The sequence below is a fragment of the Nonomuraea sp. NPDC050404 genome (assembly GCF_040655495.1).
Taxonomy (GTDB): Bacteria; Actinomycetota; Actinomycetes; order Streptosporangiales; family Streptosporangiaceae; genus Nonomuraea.
Genome location: NZ_JBFAKB010000002.1, coordinates 499,270 through 515,931, shown reverse-complemented (window position 1 = coordinate 515,931; position 16,662 = coordinate 499,270). Strand labels below are relative to the sequence as shown.

Below are 16,662 nucleotides of genomic sequence, written 5' to 3'. Positions count from 1 at the left end.
TTGTGCTCTCCGACATCAGATCATGAGACATACCCGCTGTTCAGGCGGGGGATCGGGGAGCGGGCGTGGCGCTGCGGTGGAAGGTGCACGGCGATGGGAAGCGCCTGACGCCGGGTGAGGTGGTCAAGCCGGACGAACGACTGAGCTGGCCCAGGATGGTGGGGATCGGGGCGCAGCACGTCATCGCGATGTTCGGTGCGACGTTCGTGTTTCCGCTGGTCATGGGGCTGGATGCGAACCTGGCCGTGATGATGTCCGGGGTCGCGACGATCCTGTTCCTGCTGATCGTCAAGGGGAAGGTGCCGAGCTACGTCGGGTCCAGCGCGTCCTTCGTGGGTGCGGTGGTGGCGATCAGGGCGGCCGGGGGCGGGGACGCGACGGTCACCGGGGCGCTGCTGGTCGTCGGGATCGTGCTGGCCGTGTGCGGGTACGCGATCCACAAGCTGGGCGTCGGCGTCATCCACCGGGTCTTCCCGCCCATCGTCACCGGCGGGGTGGTGATGCTGATCGGGTTCGGCATGGCGTACGTGGCGGCCGACGTCTACTGGCCGAAGGACCCGTGGGTGGCGTTGCTGACGATGGCGGCGACGTTCGTGTTCATCGGGGTGTTCAAGGGCTTCCTCGGCCGGATCGGGGTGCTGCTCGGGCTCGTGTTCGGGTTCGTGTTGTCGTGGGTGTGGGACCTCGTCGGCGGGAAGATCCTCGCGCCCGACGACAGCGGAAAGGTGACCGAGCACTTCAGGGTCAACCTGGACGCGGTGGCCCAGGCCGACTGGATCGGGCTGCCGTCGTTGCACGGGCCGGTGTTCGAGGTGTCGGCCATCGTGCTGGTGTTGCCCGTGGTGATCGCGCTGATCGCCGAGAACGTGGGGCACGTCAAGGCCGTGGGCGAGATGACCGGGGCGGACGTCGACTCCTACATGGGGCGGGCGGTGCTGGCCGACGGGGTCGGGACAGTCGTGGCCACGTCGGTGGGCGGGCCGGCCACGACGACGTACGCGGAGAACATCGGGGTCATGGCGGCCACCAAGGTCTATTCCACGGCCGCCTACTACATCGCTGCGGTCATCGCGATCCTGTTCGGGCTCTGTCCCAAGTTCGGCGCGCTCATCGCGGCCACGCCCGGCGGTGTGCTGGGCGGGGTGACGACCATCCTGTACGGAATGATCGGCCTGCTCGGCGCCAAGATCTGGATCGAGAACCGGGTGAACCTGTCGGATCCGGGCAACCTGGTGCCGACCGGCGCGGGGATCATCTGCGCCATCGGGCCGGTCGCGTTCCCGATCACCGGCACGTTCGCGCTCAGCGGCATCGCGCTCGGGACGATCGTGCTGCTGGTCGGCTACCACCTGCTGAGGGTCGTACGCCGGTAGCCCGCAAAAGTCCTCTCTGGTGGGCGGGGCAGATTTGGCAGATCATGCCCGTGTGGGAGCGTGCCATCGGGCCTAATGTGCCCGCATCGGAACGTGTCGCCGGCACAGCGCCCAGTACAAGAGGGGCTCGCATGGTTGTGGGATGGACCAAACACGGTGACGGCAAACACCTGGCGCCCGGTGAGGTGGTCAGGCCCGACGAGAGGCTGAGCTGGCCCCGGATGGTGGGGTTCGGGGCGCAGCACGTGATCGCGATGTTCGGCGCGACGTTCGTGTTCCCGCTCGTCATGGGGCTGGATCCGAACGTGGCCGTGATGATGTCGGGCGTCGCGACGATCCTGTTCCTGCTCATCGTCAAGGGGAAGGTGCCCAGCTATCTGGGCACCAGCGCGTCGTTCGTGGGCGGCGTGTTCGCCATCAGGGCGGCGGCGGGCGGCGACACCGCCGGCGCGGACGCCCTGGTGACCGGCGCCATCCTGGTCGCCGGGTTCGTGCTGGCGCTGGCCGGGCTGGCCATCCACTTCCTCGGAGTGGACATCATCCACCGCGTCTTCCCGCCCGTCGTGACCGGCGCGGTGGTGATGCTGATCGGGTTCGGGCTGGCGTTCGTGGTGGCCGACGTCTACTGGCCGCAGGACCACTGGGTCGCGCTCGTCACGATGCTGATCACGTTCGTGGTGATCGTGGCGTTCAAGGGGTTCATCGGGCGGATCGGGGTGCTGGTCGGGCTGGTGTCCGGGTTCGTGTTGTCGTGGGTGCTGGACCGGGTGGCCGGGCCTGTCACGTCCGTGCTGCCGGGCGCCAATCTGCGGGACGCGGCCGGGAACGCCTGCCCGGCCGAGGGCACGTACTGCGTGGCGACGGCCTTCCCGCACGACCGGGTGAGCTTCCAGACGGTGGCCGACGCGCCCTGGTTCGGGTTGCCGAGCTTCCACGCGCCCGACTTCAGGACCTCGGCGGTGCTGCTGGTGCTGCCCGCGGTGATCGCGCTGATCGCCGAGAACATCGGGCACGTCAAGGCCGTGGGGGAGATGACCGGGACGGACGTGGACCCGTACGTCGGGCGCGCCGTGGTGGCCGACGGCGTCGGCACCATGGTCACCAGCGCCGTCGGCGGGTCGCCCACGACCACGTACGCCGAGAACATCGGGGTCATGGCGGCCACCAAGGTCTATTCCACGGCCGCCTACTACATCGCCGGGGTCATCGCGATCCTGTTCGGGCTCTGCCCGAAGTTCGGCGCGCTGGTCGCGGCCACGCCGGGCGGGGTGCTCGGCGGCGTCACCGTGATCCTGTACGGGATGATCGGCCTGCTCGGCGCCAAGATCTGGATCGAGAACCGGGTCAACTTCGCCGATCCCGTGAACATGGTTCCGATCGGGGCGGGCATGATCCTGGCCATCGGACCTGTGCGGCACGCCATCGGCGGCGATTTCACCCTGGAGGGGATAGCCCTCGGCACGGTCGTGGTGCTGGGCGGCTACCACCTGCTGCGCGCCATCGCGGGGCGGGAACAGCGGCCCGCCGGAAAAGAGGCCGGGTGAAGCCGCCGCCCTTCACCTATCACGCGCCGCGCGACGTCGGCGCGGCGGTGCGCACGCTCGCGGAGGTGAAGGGGAAGGTGCTGGCCGGTGGGCAGAGCCTCATCCCCATGCTCAACATGCGGCTGGCCGCGCCGGAACACGTCGTGGACATCAACCGGGTCGCCGGGCTGGACGGGATCGAGGCGGGCCCGGCGGGGGTGCGGGTGGCGGCGCTGGCCAGGCACGCCGAGGTGGAGCGGGCCGGGGTCCATCCGCTGCTGACGCGGGCGCTCAAGCTGGTGGCCCATCCCGTGATCCGCAACCGGGGGACCGTGGTGGGCAGCCTCGTGCACGCCGATCCCGCCGCCGAGTTGCCCGCCGTGCTGGCGGTGCTGGGCGGCAGCATGCGGGTGGCCCGCTGGGACGGCGGCGTCCGCGTCAGGGACGTGCCCGCCGGGGAGTTCTTCACCGGGCCCATGGAGTCGGCGGTCGGGCCGGACGAACTGGCCGTGTCGGCGTTCTTCCCGGCGCTGGAGGCGGGCGGCGGGGCCGCGTTCGAGGAGGTGGCGCGCAGGCACGGCGACTACGCGCTGGCCGGGGTGTGTGCGGTGGTCACCCCTCGTACGGCAAGGGTGGCGTGCATCGGGGTCGGGCCCGTGCCCGTGGTGGTGGAGTCGCAGGACAGGGACTGGCGAAGAGTGGCGGTGCTCGTACGCGAGTCGACCGAGCCCGAGGCCGACATCCACGCCTCCGCCGCCTACCGCGCGCACCTGGTGGGCGTGCTGGCCGAACGGGCGCTGCGCAACGCGGCGCGGGAAGGGGCGGCGGCCCGTGACACATAAGGAGGGCCCGTGGAGCATGAGATCACGCTCGTCGTGAACGGCACGGCCAGGCGGACCAGCGTGCCGGCCAGGCGGCTGCTGTCGGACTGCCTGCGCCACGACCTCGGGCTGACCGGCACCCACGTGGGCTGCGAGCACGGCGTCTGCGGCTGCTGCACGGTGCTGCTCGACGGGCGGCCGGTGCGCTCCTGCCTGACGTTCGCCGTCATTGTGGACGGCGCCGAGATCACCACCGTGGAAGGGCTGGCCGGCGAGGACGGCAGCCTTTCGGCGGTGCAGCGGGCCTTCGCCGAGTGCCACGGGCTGCAGTGCGGGTTCTGCACGCCGGGGTTCCTGTGCACGGTGACCGCGCTGCTGGCGGAGAACCCGGCGCCCACGGACGACGAGGTGGTCGAGGGCATCTCGGGGAACCTGTGCCGCTGCACCGGTTACCAGAACATCGTCAAGGCCGTGCACCGGGCCGCCGAGCTGCGCGCGGAGGAAGCATGACGACGAGGCTGTTCGGGGAGCCCGTACCACGCAGGGAGGACCCCAGGCTGCTCACAGGGCAGGGGCGCTACCTCGACGACCTGGGCCGCGAGGCGGTGGCGGCGGCGTTCGTGCGCTCGCCGCACGCGCACGCCCGCATCAGGGACATCGACGTCGCGGGCGCGCTGGACGTGGACGGGCTCATCGCCATCTACACCTGGGAGGACCTGCCCGAGCGGGTCGGCAGGGCGCTGCCGCTGCTGATCCCGCACCCCGCGCTCACCCACGGGCGCACCGCCTACCCGCTGGCCAGGGACGTTGTCAGGCACGTCGGCGAGCCGGTGGTGATGGTCGTGGCCGCCGACCGGTACGCCGCCGAGGACGCCTGCGCGCTCATCGAGGTCGACTACGAGCCGCTCAAGCCGGTCGTGGGCCTGGCCGAGGCCGTGCAGGGCGCCCAGCTCGTGCACGAGGACGTGCCGGGCAACGTGGGCGCGCACCTCGTGCAGGAGGTCGCGGCGGCCGACGGGCGCGGCGCCAGGGAGGCCATCGAGACCGCGCCGCACACGCTGGCCTTCCGGCTCGACATCGAGCGCAGCGCGAGCATGCCGCTGGAGGGGCGCGGCGTGTACGCCCGCTGGGACGGCCGCGACCTGCGCGTCTACTCCAGCACCCAGACCTCGACCAGCGTGCGCATGGCCGTGGCCGCCGCGCTGGAGCTGCCGCTGCCGCAGGTCGAGGTGATCGCGCCCGACGTGGGCGGCGGCTTCGGAGTGAAGATCGTGCACCCGTGGCCGGAGGAGGTGCTGGTCCCGTGGGCCGCCATGACGCTCGGGCGGGAGATCAAGTGGACCGAGGACCGCAGGGAGCACTTCGTGTCCTCGGCGCACGAGCGGGCGCAGGTGCAGTACGTGCGGGTCGGGTTCGACGACGACGGGCGCGTGCTGGGGCTGGACGTGACGATCCTGCACGATCACGGGGCCTACACGCCTTACGGGATCATCGTGCCGATCGTGACCTCCACGCAGTTGCTCGGGCCGTACAAGCCGGGCTCCTACCGGGTCGAGTTCACCGCCGTCTACACCAACACCGTGCAGGTCACCCCGTATCGGGGGGCGGGCAGGCCGCAGGGCGTGTTCTGCATGGAACGCACGATGGACAAGATCGCCAGGTACCTGGGCAAGGACCGCACGCAGGTGCGGGAGGCCAACTTCATCAGGCCCGAGGAGTTCCCGTACGACCACGGGATGACCTTCCAGGACGGGCGGCCGCTCATCTACGACAGCGGGAACTACCCCGAGATGCTTCGGATGATCAAGGAGCTGATCGGCTGGGACTCCTTTGAAAGGCGTCCCGGGCTGGGCATCGGGATCGGCTGTTACGTCGAGGGGACCGGCGTGGGGCCGTACGAGGGCGGGCACGTGCAGATCACCTCCGACGGCCGCGTGCACGTCTCCACCGGCCTGACCTCGCAGGGGCAGGGCCACGAGACGGTCTTCGCGCAGATCGCCGCGACCGAGCTGGGCGTGCCCATCGAACGCGTCAGCGTGGTCACCGGCGACACCCGCAGGTTCGGCTACGCCGTGGGCACCTTCGCCTCCAGGGCGGCCGTCGTCAGCGGCAACGCCATCGCCCTGGCCTGCAGAAAGGTACGCGAGAAGGCGCTGCGCATCGCCGCCGACGCGCTGGAGGCCAACCCGGACGACCTGGACATCGCCGACGGGATGGTGCACGTGGCCGGCGCGCCGACCGCCGCCGTCCCGCTGTCCACGGTGGCGGTGCTGGCCAACCCGCTGCGTTACTCCTTCGACGAGGAGACGGCCAAGGCCACCCAGTTCGCCGGCGCGGCCGCCCCCGACCGGCCGCCGGTCGCGGAAGGGGAGGAGCCGGGGCTGGAGGGGCGCGACTACTACTCGCCGATCAGGTCCACGTTCGCGGCCGGCATGCACGCCGCCGTCGTCGAGACCGACCCGGACACCGCCGAGATCAGGATCCTGCGGTACGCCGTCGTGCACGACTGCGGGCGGCTGATCAACCCCATGATCGTGGAGGGCCAGATCCACGGCGGAGTCGCCCAGGGCATCGGCGGCGCCCTCTACGAGCGCATGGTGTACGACCCGCACGGCCAGCTCGTCAACGCCTCCTTCATGGACTTCCTCATGCCGTACGCCACCGAGATCCCGCACATCGAGACCGGCCACCTGGAGACGCCCTCACCGCTCAACCCGCTCGGCATCAAGGGCGCGGGCGAGGCCGGCGTGATCCCCGTCTCCGCCGTCATCGCCTCGGCCATAGAGGACGCCGAAGGCATCGAGATCGACCGCATGCCCATCTCACCCTCGGAGCTGTTCGACCTGCGTATGCGATGATCGACGGCATAAGCGCTGCTTGTGCGATGATCGGCGCCATGCGTGCCCCCGACTCCGGTCTGACGGCCTTCCCCGACGTGCCCGCCGACGTCCGCGTGATCGACCTCGCCTGGAACAAGATCACCGAGGTCCCGGGATGGGTGGCCGGGCTCGCCGCACTGGAGGAGTTGCGGCTCGACGGCAACGGCCTGCGCGTGCTGCCCGATCTGTCCGGCCTGACCGTGCTACGCGAACTGCACCTGGACGGCAATGAGCTGTCGTCCATCCCGGCCCTCCCGCCGCACCTGGAGGCCCTGTTCCTGTACGGCAACCACGTCGGCGCCCTGCCCGACCACCTGCCCGCGACACTGCGTCACCTGGCCGCCGGCGCGAACGGCCTGACCGAAGTGCCAGGCTCGTTGTGGAAGCTGACCGGCCTCGAATCCCTCAACCTGGCCCAGAACGCGCTCACCGAGATCCCCGCCGCCATCGGCGGGCTGACCCGGCTGCGCATGCTCGACCTGGGCCACAACCGCCTCACCGAGATCCCGCCCGAGCTCGGCGACCTGCCGCTCACCGACTACCTCTACCTCAGCGACAACCTGTTCACCGAGGTGCCCGAGTCGATCGGCCGCCTGGACCGGCTGGCCTACCTCAACCTCACCGACAACCGCCTCACCCGCCTGCCGGACTCCATCGGCTCCATGACCTCGCTGGTGGAGCTGCGCCTCTACGGCAACCGCCTCGATGCGCTGCCCGAGTCGATCGCCGGCCTGTCCCGGCTGCGCGAGCTGCATCTCCAGGGCAACCGGCTGCGCGAGTTGCCTGCCCGGTTGCCCGGCGGGCTGCGGCAGCTCGACCTGCGCGACAACCGGCTCCGCGAGCTGCCTTACGGGTTGCCCGATGGCCTCAAGCACCTCGACCTGCGCAACAACCGGCTGCGGGAGTTGCCCGCCGACCTGCCCGACCTGGACAAGCTCGACCTGCGGTGGAACAAGCTCGACGGCGAGCCGGAGGTGCTGCGCAGGCTGGCGGCGAAAGGCCGCGTCGTCCTCAGGTGAACCGGGCGCGGTGGCCCTGCGTACCCTCGCACATGACGACATTTCCACGTCTGGCCGCTTTCGCGCTGCTGGCCGGACTGGTCGCCGGCTGCTCCGCAGGGGGCGGCTGGAGCGACTACGTCGCAGCAGGCAAGTCCCAGCCGCCCAGCCCGCAGCCCATGACCGTCGAGCAGATCTCGGAGAAGGTCGGGTGCAAGCCGAAGATGCAGGTCGACGGCGACGAGATCCGTACGGCGCACTGCAAGACGCAGGACGGTGAGTTCTTCGTCAACACCTTCAAGACCGAGAAGCTCAAGGACGAGTGGATGGACCAGGCGCCGGAGTACAACCCCCACCTGGTGGGGCCGCGCTGGACCGTGCTGGGGCCGCTCAAGGTGCTGGAGACCATCCGGGGACCGCTCAACGGGGACCTGCACCTCACCGATCACCGGACCTCCATGGCGCCCCAACCGAAGTGATGGGTGTCTGAACTCGGGCCGGGGAGCCTGCGTACCTCCGCACATGACGACAATTCCACGTCTGGCCGCTCTCGTGCTGCTGGCCGGACTGGTCGCCGGCTGCTCCTCCGGGAGCGGCGGCGGCTATGTCGCAGCGGGCGCACAGCAGGCCGTCGCCGCACCCCAAACCGTCGAGCAGCTCTCCGCCAAGGTCGGCTGTGAGCCACGCATGCAGGTCGACGCCGCCGAGCTCCGTACGGGGTACTGCAAGACCCCGGACGGAGAGTTCTTCGTCACGACGTTCAGGTCCCAGACGGGCAAGGACGCCTGGATGGACGCCGCTCCCGAGTACAACCCGCACCTGGTCGGTCCCCTGTGGACCGTGCTGTCCAGCCGCAAGGTGCTCGATCTGCTCAAGGAGCGGCTCGGCGGCGACCTGCATCTGACCGACCACCGGACCAAGCAGATGCGGGTCGTCGAATAGCTAACGCCGGCGCATCAGCTCGTACTGGGCCCTGACCTCGCCCGCGCTCGCCACCCGGTCGAGGAACATCAGCCCGTCCATGCGGCAGTCGCACGGGTTCTGCTCCCTGGTGTTCTGCGGGAAGCTGCCGCCGATCTTGATTCCTCTCGGGTCGGTCGCCGACGTGAGATCGGGTTCGGGGGCTCCCTCCAGGCCCCACGGGTCGCCGGTGACGGTGTAGAAGCCGTCGAGCTTGCGGCCGTCGCGGTAGAGGCGCATCTTGCCGCTGTCGAAGTCGAACGTGGCGGTCAGGAACACCCACCGGTCGCGCGGCAGGATCTTCTGCCACGGCATCTCGGCGGCGAAGGTCTGGGAGGCGGCGCCGTCCACCCTCCTGGCCAGTGCCACGACCCGCAGCTCGCCGTTCACCGTGATCAGCTCCAGCAGGGCCCGCACGTCGTGCCCTTGCGAGTTGCCGCTGAGTACCCCGGCCAGGCCGATCGCGTTGAAGCGGTCGGCGGGGTCGGGCGTGTTGGAGTTGAGCGCGGGCCCGTCGCCGCGCATCTTGAACCAGCCCATGACGGTGGCGCCCCTGGCGGCGTTGAAGGCCCGCAGGGTCGGAACGCCGGGCTCGGCGTAGACGCCGGCCTTCCAGTCGTCGTTGCCCGCCGTCGCCGGCTCGACCTGCCCGGTCTCCAGGGAGTTCACGCTGCCCCGGTACGCGCCGTCCCGCACGCGCATCGCGGCCCCGCCGTTCACCAGGGCGAGGTCGGTGCCGGACTGGCCCTGGTCCTGCTCGCGGGCCGGGTCGGCGGGTTGCGGGTGCTCGAAGTCGTACGCCGAGACCAGGTTCTTCCTGAACGAGGGCAACACGCCAGGCGGCGCGTACGTGGCCTTGGTGACCTTCCAGATCTTGCCGTTGGCCTTGGCCATGGCGTACAACTCGCCGGCGGCGTCCTGGCCGAAGCGCAGGTCCACCCGGGCGTGGCCGGCCAGGTCGGCCATGGTCACGGCGTTCCCGGCGGCGTCCACCAGGCGGGGGCGGTAGATGGTGGCCCGGCCGAGCTCCTCGCGCATGTCGGCGGCGACGGTGTAGAAGACCTGGCCGTCCACGATGTCGCCGAACAGGTACTTCCCGGACAACATCGGCAGCCGGTCACCCCGGTAGACGAAGCCGCCCACGATGGCGTGACCGCTGTCGGCGGTGCAGGGGTGGCCGGGCGGCGGGTCGTGGTCGTAGGCGGCCACCGGGTAGGTGTAACCCGTGTCGCCGTCCGGCAGCGTGTACAGGTGGCAGCGGTCGGACTTGTTGAAGACGAAGCGGCCCTCGCGATCGCTCCAGCCCAGGTTGTCGCCGGGGCCGACGTCGTAGACGGCCTCGATGGCGTGCTCGCCGATGTGGCCGAGGAGCAACCGGTCGCCGTCGAAGCTGAAGCGGTGGGGGTCGCGCATGCCGTAGGCGTAGATCTCGCCGAGCTTGCCCTCCTGGCCGACGAAGGGGTTGGAGGCGGGGATCTCGTACCGGCCGTCAGTGCTGTACGGGTCGATCCTGAGGATCTTGCCCTGCGGGATGGCCAGGTTCTGCGGGTCGGTGGCGGAGACGCCCCTGGCGCCGTCGCCCGCCGCGACGTAGAGCAGGCCGTAGTCGGCGTCGCCCGTGCGGGCGGACGGTCTGAAGTCGATCTGCTGGATGCCGTGGATCTGGCCGGCGAAGCCGAGCCTGAGCACCTCCCTGCGGGTGCCGGCGAAGACGGCGGCGTCCGGGTCGGTGGCGGTCCACTCGGTGATCACGCCGTGGAACCTGGTGTTCGGCTGGGCGGGCAGGTCGGGGGTCTTCGTGGTGAGCGCGGCGCCCCACTCGGTGTGCACGGTGTAGAAGCGGCCGTTCTCGCCGAATTCCGGGTGGAAGGCGGCGAAGCCGAACCCGCTGCCCAGGCCGCGGCCCGAGACGAAGTCGGGCGCGAACGTGGCGGCCACGTCCAGGTACTCCTTGGGCTGCCGGTCGCCGCCGAGCAGGTAGAGCTTGCCGTTGAGGTCGTTGACGTAGCGGCGGCCCGAGCCGTCGGGCAACTCGCCCAGGTAGTTGACCCTGGCGTGGCGCACCAGCCGCGGGTCGGTCGGCGCGGGGGTCGGCTCGCTCTTGGGGAAGGCGGCGAACTCCTCCAGCGTCAGCGTGAGCTGGGACGGCACGGGCTTCTCGGGGATGGGGTCGTCCACGGGGACGGATTCCGCCATGGCGGGAGGCGCGCACAGGGCGGTCAGCAAAAGGATGATCAAGACAGTGAGCGTACGAAAGCCTGACATACGGGTCCTCTCGGGGAGCCCTGGGGGGAAAGCGCTTTCGGGACTTTCGAGATCGTAACCCGGCGTGGGGGAGTGTCAAGGGGCAGGTGAGAGGCTTTGACAGCGGTGTCGGCCGGGAGTTGCAGGCCGGACGGGCTATCTCAGGCGGGCGGCGGGGCGGTGGAGGCGCGGACGATCAGTTCGTGGCGGGTACGGCGGCGCCTCGGGCGGGCGGCGGGCGGCTTGAGCACCAGCTCCAGGGCCTGCTTGCCCATGCCGACCATGGGCAGCGCGACCGTGGTGAGCGCCGGATAGACGTCCCGCGCCACCGGCACGTCGTCGAACCCGGCCACCGAGATCTCCCCCGGCACCCGCCGCCCGTGGTTGAGCAGCCACGACAGCGCCCCCACCGCCATCGGGTCGTTCAGCGCGACCACCGCGGTCAGTTCGGGATGCGCCCGCATCAGCCGCGCGGTCGCCGCCGCGCCGCCCTCCCTGGTGAAGTCCCCGTGCTCCAGCGGAACCGTCGCCCAGTCGAGCCCGGCCGCGCCGAACGCCTCCCGCAGCCCGGTCAGCCGGTCCTCCACCGTGGTCAGGTTGGCGGGGCCGCCGAGCACCCCGAGGCGGCGGTGACCCAGGCCCAGCAGGTGGCCCATGAGCGTCGCGCCGCCGGCCGCGTTGTCCGGCAGCACCGCGTCCACCTGCAGATGGTGCCGGCCGATCACCGCGACCCTGCCGCCCGAAGCGGTGAACGAGCGCAGCTCTGCCGCCAGGTCGGTCTCGGTGCTCGCCTCGACGTAGCCGGAGCCGGCCAGCACGATCGAGTTCACCCGGTGGGCCCGCAGCGCGCGCACCCGGGCCAGCTCGGCGCGCGGGTCGCGCTCGGTCTGGCTGATCAGCGCCAGGTAGCCGCGGCTCTCGGTCTCGCGCAGCACGCCCCTGGCGATCTCGCCGAAGTACGGGTCACCCACGTCGTGCACGATCAGCCCGACCATGGACGCCTGCCCGCCGGCCAGCGCCCGCGCGTGGCTGTTGGGCACGTACCCCACCTGGGAGGCGATGGCCTGGACGTGCGCCGCGAGCTCGGCGCTCACGCCCGTGCTGCCGGTCATCGCCCGCGAGGCCGTCGCCAGTGACACGCCCGCGGCCTTGGCCACGTCGACCAGCCGGGGCGGGGAAGGTGGGGAAGGTCGTTTCGCCATATCGTGCGTACCCCCTTGTATGGGGCCAAATCCCGTGTAATCGTAACCGAAAGCGCTTCCGAAAGCGCTTTCGCTCAGCCTCTTCTGACGGGGGTCTCCTCGATGGCGAGAGTTCGCAAGGCCCTGACCATCTTCTCCATCTGCGCATTAGGGCTCACCGCGTGCGCGAAGACCGACGAACCGGGTGCGGCGCAGTCGCCCGGACAGCAGCAGGGGCCGGTCAAGATCGGCATCTCGCTCCCGCTCACCGGCGACTTCTCCGAGCCCGGCAAGGGCATCCAGGAGGGGTACAAAGTCTGGGCCGACCAGGTCAACGCCAAGGGCGGCCTGCTCGGCAGGAAGGTCGAGCTGATCTTCCGTGACGACGCCTCCGACCCCAACCGGGTCAGCTCCGACTACGAATCCCTCATCACCCAGGACAAGGTGAACCTGGTCTTCGGGCCGTTCTCCTCGCGCCTGGTGATTCCCGCGGCCAAGGTCGCCGAGTCCTACAACATGGTGTTCATCGAGCCCGCAGGAGCCGCCGCCGAGGTGTTCGAGCAGGGCTTCAAGCGCCTGTTCTACGCGGCTCCCGCGATCGCCGACGACCACTACAACTACCTGGCCGACTACATCACCAAGCTGCCGGCCGACCAGCGGCCCAAGACGGCCGCGTACGCGAGCCTGGACGACCCGTTCGCCCAGGGCACCGCGTACGGGCTGCGCGACAAGCTGGCCGCGGCCGGCATCAAGACGGTCGTGGACGAGGTCTACCCGCCTGAGACCACCGACTTCGCCCCCATCGCCGCCAAGATCGCCGCGGCCAAGCCCGACCTGGTCGTGGGCGGCACCCAGTTCGAGGACTCCGTCGGCCTGGTGCGCGCGCTGCAGGAGCTGAAGGTGCAGCCCAAGCTGGCGGCCTTCTCGACCGGGCCGACGCTCGCGGAGTTCCCCGCCGCGGTGAAGGGCGCGGCCGAGCACATCCTGTCGCCGGTCGGCTGGTCGGCGGTCTCGACGTTCACCGGCAACCAGGAGATGGTCAAGCGCTACAAGGAGTTGTTCGGCGGCGAGGCCAACGAGGACGCCGCCAACGGCTACACGGTCGGGCAGATCGCCGAGGCCGCGGTGAACGCGGTCAAGTGCGTCGATCCCACCAAGGAGTGCCAGGACAAGCTGACCGAGCACATCAGGCAGGCCACGTTCGAGACCGTCGTGGGGCCGCTGTCCTTCGACGACAAGGGCCGCCCGGAACAGGCGCACATGATCCAGCAGTACGTCAAGGGCAAGATCGAGATCGTCCTGCCCGAGCAGGCCAAGACCACCGGCATCGTCTACCCGAAGCAGGAATGGTGAACCTGCTGCTGCAGGGGCTGGCCCTGGGAGTGCTGACCGGCGGCCTGTACGCGCTGCTGGCCTCTGGCCTGTCGCTGTACTTCGGCGTGATGCGGGTGGTGATGGTGGCGCATCCCGCGTTCCTGTTCCTGGCCGCGTACCTGACCTACACCGTGCACACCACGCTCGGCGTGGACCCGTTCCTGGCGCTGCCGCTGACCGTGCCGCTGTTCTTCGCGCTGGGCGTGGCGGTGCAGCGGCTGCTCATCGCCAGGCTCGCGCCGGAGAACCTGGCGATGATGTCGGTGCTGCTGACCTTCGGGATCGCGCTGACCATCGAGGGGCTGCTCGGCACGTTCTACACCGGCTCCTACAAGTCGGTCAGCATGGAGTACGCCACCAGGTCGCTCACCATCGGCGGCGTGCACCTGCCCTACGACAAGATCATCGCCTTCGGGGTGGCCGCGCTCACCCTCGCCGTGTTGTTCGCGGTGCTGGTCAAGAGCAGGTTCGGGCAGGCGCTGCGGGCCACGATCCAGCACCGCGAGGCGGCCAGGCTGGTCGGCATCCAGACCGAGCGCGTGGCCGGGTACGGCTTCGGCGTGGGCCTGGCCACCGCCGCCGTGGGCGGCACCGTGCTGGCGCTGATCACGCCGTTCTTCCCCGCCTCGCACTGGGTGTGGATCGGCAAGCTCATGGCCATCATCGTGGTCGGCGGGCTGGGCAGCGTGGTGGGCGCCGCGCTGGCGGCCATCCTGCTCGGCACCGTCGAGGGCCTCGTGCTGGTGGCCGTGGACGCCACCTGGGCCACGATGATGTTCTACGTCTTCCTCTTCCTGACCCTGCTCGCGCGCCCCCAGGGGTTCTTCGGAGGCCGGCTTGCGCACCGTTTCTAGGGGGCTCCCGCTGCTGGTCGCCGCGCTGGCGATCGCCTATCCGTGGCTGGCGCCCAACTACTACCTGGTGTACGCGGGGGCGCTGACCGTCATGTACGCCGCCATGTCCACCTCCTGGAACCTCCTGGGTGGTTTCACCGGCTACGTCTCACTCGGCCACTCGGCGTTCTTCGGCCTGGGCGCGTACGGCACCGGGCTGCTCGTCGCCCGCCTGGACCTGCCGTGGGTCCTCGCCCTGGCGGTCTCGGCGCTGCTGGTCACCCTGTTCGCGGTGGGCGTCGGCATCGCGGCCGTACGGGTGCGCGGCGCGTCGTTCGTGATCGTCTCCCTCGCGCTGGTGTCCATGATGAACCTCATCGTGCAGGGCTGGCGCTCGCTGACCGGCGGCTCCACCGGCCTGCAGGTCCCCTCGCCCTTCCCCGACCTGCACAGGGGCCAGACGCACATGGTGTTCTTCTACCTGTTCCTGGCGCTGCTCGGGGTGGCGCTGCTGGCCTGGTGGTACATCTCGCGCTCGCGTTTCGGCGCGGGACTTCGGGCCATCAGGGAGGACGAGGACAAGGCCGAGTCGCTGGGCGTGCCGACCGGGGCGTACAAGGTGGCCGCCTTCGCCCTGTCCGCGCTGTTCGTGGCGCTGGCCGGCGGCCTGTACGCGCTCTGGTTCGGCAGCCTCGACCCGATCTTCGTCTTCTCGATCCTGATCGCCTCCTACATGGTGCTGATGAGCCTGCTCGGCGGCGTCAGGCACCTGTTCGGCCCGCTGCTCGGCGCGCTCATCGTGGCCCCGGCGGGGGAGTACTTCCTGATCGCGCTGGGCGAGACCCAGATCCACCTGACCGCGACGGGCCTGGTGCTGGTGCTGGTGGTGTTGTTCATGCCGGACGGGATCCTGGCCAAATTCACCAGGAAACGGGCAGGACCCTCCATCCCCGACGAGAGCGCCGACCAGAGACTGCAGGGGGTGGCCCCATGAGCTCACTGCGGACCGAGGGGCTGACGAAGTCGTTCGGCGGCGTGCTGGCCGTCAACGGGGCCGCCGTCGAACTGCTCGACGGGAAGATCAACGGCCTGATCGGGCCGAACGGCTCGGGCAAGACCACGTTCTTCAACATCGTCACGGGCATGATCAGGCCGGACTCCGGGCGGGTGCTCTACCGCGACCGCGAGATCACCCGGCACTCGCCGCACCGGATCGCGCACGCGGGCATCGGCCGCACCTTCCAGCTCTGCCGGGTCTTCCCGCGCCTGACGGTGCTGGAGAACATGCTGGTCGCGGTCCGCCGTACGCGGCTGCGCGAGTTGCTGGCCGGGCTGCGCGACACCGGCGAGGTCGAGCGGGCCCGGCACTGGTTGCGCCGGATGGGCATCGAGCACCTGGAGGAGGCCGAGGCCCGCGACCTGTCCTACGGCCAGCAGAAGCTGCTCGAACTGGCCGCGGTCCTGATGGCCGAGCCGGACCTGGTGCTGCTCGACGAGCCGGCCGGCGGGGTCAACCCGGCGCTGATCGACCGGATCGTGAGCCTCGTACGCGACCTCAACGCCGAAGGCCGCACGTTCCTCGTCGTGGAGCACAACATGGACATGGTGATGGGCATGTGCGACCACGTGATCGTCTTCGACCGCGGCGCGCCCATCGCCCAGGGCCCGCCCGCCGTGATCAGGGAGGACCCGCGCGTGCTGGAGGCGTATCTCGGTGTCTGAGACCGTATCTGGGGCGGCGTCCGAGTCCGCGGCCGTCCTGACCCTGGAAAATGTCGTGGCGGGATACGGCAGGGCGGCGCCGGTGCTGCGCGGCCTGGCCGTCACCGTCCGCGCCGGCGAGGTCGTCTGCCTCGTCGGCCCGAACGGCGCGGGCAAGTCCACCGTGCTCAAGGTCGCCAGCGGCCTGCTCGCGCCCAGGTCGGGCCGGGTGCTGCTGGCCGGCCAGGACGTGACCGGCCTGCCGCCGCAGCGCCTGCTCGGCCTGGGCCTGGCCCACGTTCTCCAGGGGCACAGCGTCTTCCGCGAGATGACGGTGGCCGAGAACGTGCGACTGGGCGGCTTCACCGTCCGCGACCAGGCCAAGCTGAACGCCCGCATCGAGAAGGTCAAGGAACTGTTCCCGGTCGTGGCCGAGCGGTGGGGCAGCATGGCCGGGCTGCTGTCGGGCGGGCAGCAGAAGCAGGTGGAGTTCGCCCGCGCCCTCATGCTGGAACCGTCCGTGGTGCTGCTGGACGAGCCGTCGATGGGCCTCGACCCGCGCAACACCCAGGTCGTCTTCGAACAGATCGACCTCATGCGCAGGACCGGGGTGGCGGTGCTGCTGGTGGAGCAGAACGCGCGCAGGGCGCTGGAGATGGCCGACCTCGGCTGCGTGCTCGACCTCGGCCGCGTGCACATCTCGGGCCCCGCCCGCGACCTGGCCGCCGACCCCCGCCTGGGCCGCCTCTACCTGGGCGGCGCGCCCGCCGGCTAG

At 70.4% G+C, this 16,662-nt stretch carries 15 protein-coding genes; 13 read left to right on the top strand and 2 right to left on the bottom strand.

The window, feature by feature from the left end; translation table 11 throughout:
- Positions 1–65: 65 nt before the first annotated feature.
- The 8 genes from AB0I81_RS07570 (at position 66) to AB0I81_RS07535 (ending at position 8,536) form a co-directional block, all read left to right on the top strand.
- On the top strand, positions 66–1,373 hold the full coding sequence (locus AB0I81_RS07570) for a solute carrier family 23 protein (protein WP_360651599.1): 1,308 nt from the start codon (positions 66–68) through the stop codon (positions 1,371–1,373).
- A gap of 131 nt (positions 1,374–1,504) precedes the next feature.
- Positions 1,505–2,917: a solute carrier family 23 protein gene (locus AB0I81_RS07565; protein ID WP_360651596.1), complete on the top strand. Its 1,413-nt coding sequence runs from the start codon at positions 1,505–1,507 to the stop codon at positions 2,915–2,917.
- Positions 2,914–3,738 (top strand): FAD binding domain-containing protein, encoded by an 825-nt coding sequence (locus AB0I81_RS07560; RefSeq protein ID WP_360651594.1) that lies wholly within the window; start codon positions 2,914–2,916, stop codon positions 3,736–3,738. Before AB0I81_RS07565 ends, AB0I81_RS07560 begins: the two co-directional genes overlap by 4 nt.
- Positions 3,739–3,747: 9 nt before the next feature.
- Positions 3,748–4,227, top strand: a complete 480-nt coding sequence (locus AB0I81_RS07555; protein ID WP_360651591.1) for a (2Fe-2S)-binding protein — start codon at positions 3,748–3,750, stop codon at positions 4,225–4,227.
- Positions 4,224–6,575 carry an aerobic carbon-monoxide dehydrogenase large subunit gene (cutA, locus tag AB0I81_RS07550; RefSeq protein ID WP_360651588.1) on the top strand — a complete coding sequence of 784 codons (2,352 nt, stop codon included), beginning with the start codon at positions 4,224–4,226 and terminating at the stop codon, positions 6,573–6,575. Before AB0I81_RS07555 ends, cutA begins: the two co-directional genes overlap by 4 nt.
- 38 nt (positions 6,576–6,613) lie before the next feature.
- A complete protein-coding gene (locus AB0I81_RS07545) occupies positions 6,614–7,615 on the top strand; it encodes a hypothetical protein (protein ID WP_360651585.1) in 1,002 nt (333 codons plus the stop codon).
- A gap of 32 nt (positions 7,616–7,647) precedes the next feature.
- Complete coding sequence (locus AB0I81_RS07540; protein WP_360651582.1) at positions 7,648–8,073, top strand: hypothetical protein; 426 nt, start codon at positions 7,648–7,650, stop codon at positions 8,071–8,073.
- 43 nt (positions 8,074–8,116) lie between these two features.
- Positions 8,117–8,536 carry a hypothetical protein gene (locus tag AB0I81_RS07535; protein WP_360651579.1) on the top strand — a complete coding sequence of 140 codons (420 nt, stop codon included), beginning with the start codon at positions 8,117–8,119 and terminating at the stop codon, positions 8,534–8,536.
- On the opposite strand, the gene AB0I81_RS07530 is transcribed toward AB0I81_RS07535, so the two are convergent.
- Positions 8,537–10,792: a PQQ-dependent sugar dehydrogenase gene (locus AB0I81_RS07530; protein WP_360651576.1), complete on the bottom strand. Its 2,256-nt coding sequence runs from the start codon at positions 10,790–10,792 to the stop codon at positions 8,537–8,539.
- A gap of 167 nt (positions 10,793–10,959) precedes the next feature.
- Positions 10,960–12,000, bottom strand: a complete 1,041-nt coding sequence (locus AB0I81_RS07525) for a LacI family DNA-binding transcriptional regulator (RefSeq protein WP_360651573.1) — start codon at positions 11,998–12,000, stop codon at positions 10,960–10,962.
- 102 nt (positions 12,001–12,102) lie between these two features.
- On the opposite strand from AB0I81_RS07525, the gene AB0I81_RS07520 reads away from it, so the two are divergent.
- The 5 genes from AB0I81_RS07520 to AB0I81_RS07500 are packed head-to-tail and all read left to right on the top strand — an operon-like array spanning position 12,103 to position 16,662.
- A complete protein-coding gene (locus tag AB0I81_RS07520; RefSeq protein WP_360651571.1) occupies positions 12,103–13,332 on the top strand; it encodes an amino acid ABC transporter substrate-binding protein in 1,230 nt (409 codons plus the stop codon).
- Complete coding sequence (locus AB0I81_RS07515) at positions 13,326–14,207, top strand: branched-chain amino acid ABC transporter permease (protein ID WP_360651568.1); 882 nt, start codon at positions 13,326–13,328, stop codon at positions 14,205–14,207. Before AB0I81_RS07520 ends, AB0I81_RS07515 begins: the two co-directional genes overlap by 7 nt.
- Entirely contained in the window at positions 14,191–15,180 is a 990-nt protein-coding gene (locus tag AB0I81_RS07510) for a branched-chain amino acid ABC transporter permease (RefSeq protein WP_360651566.1), read from the top strand. Before AB0I81_RS07515 ends, AB0I81_RS07510 begins: the two co-directional genes overlap by 17 nt.
- Positions 15,177–15,908, top strand: a complete 732-nt coding sequence (locus AB0I81_RS07505) for an ABC transporter ATP-binding protein (RefSeq protein ID WP_360651563.1) — start codon at positions 15,177–15,179, stop codon at positions 15,906–15,908. The genes AB0I81_RS07510 and AB0I81_RS07505 overlap by 4 nt, the downstream gene beginning before the upstream one ends.
- Complete coding sequence (locus AB0I81_RS07500; protein WP_360651560.1) at positions 15,901–16,662, top strand: ABC transporter ATP-binding protein; 762 nt, start codon at positions 15,901–15,903, stop codon at positions 16,660–16,662. Before AB0I81_RS07505 ends, AB0I81_RS07500 begins: the two co-directional genes overlap by 8 nt.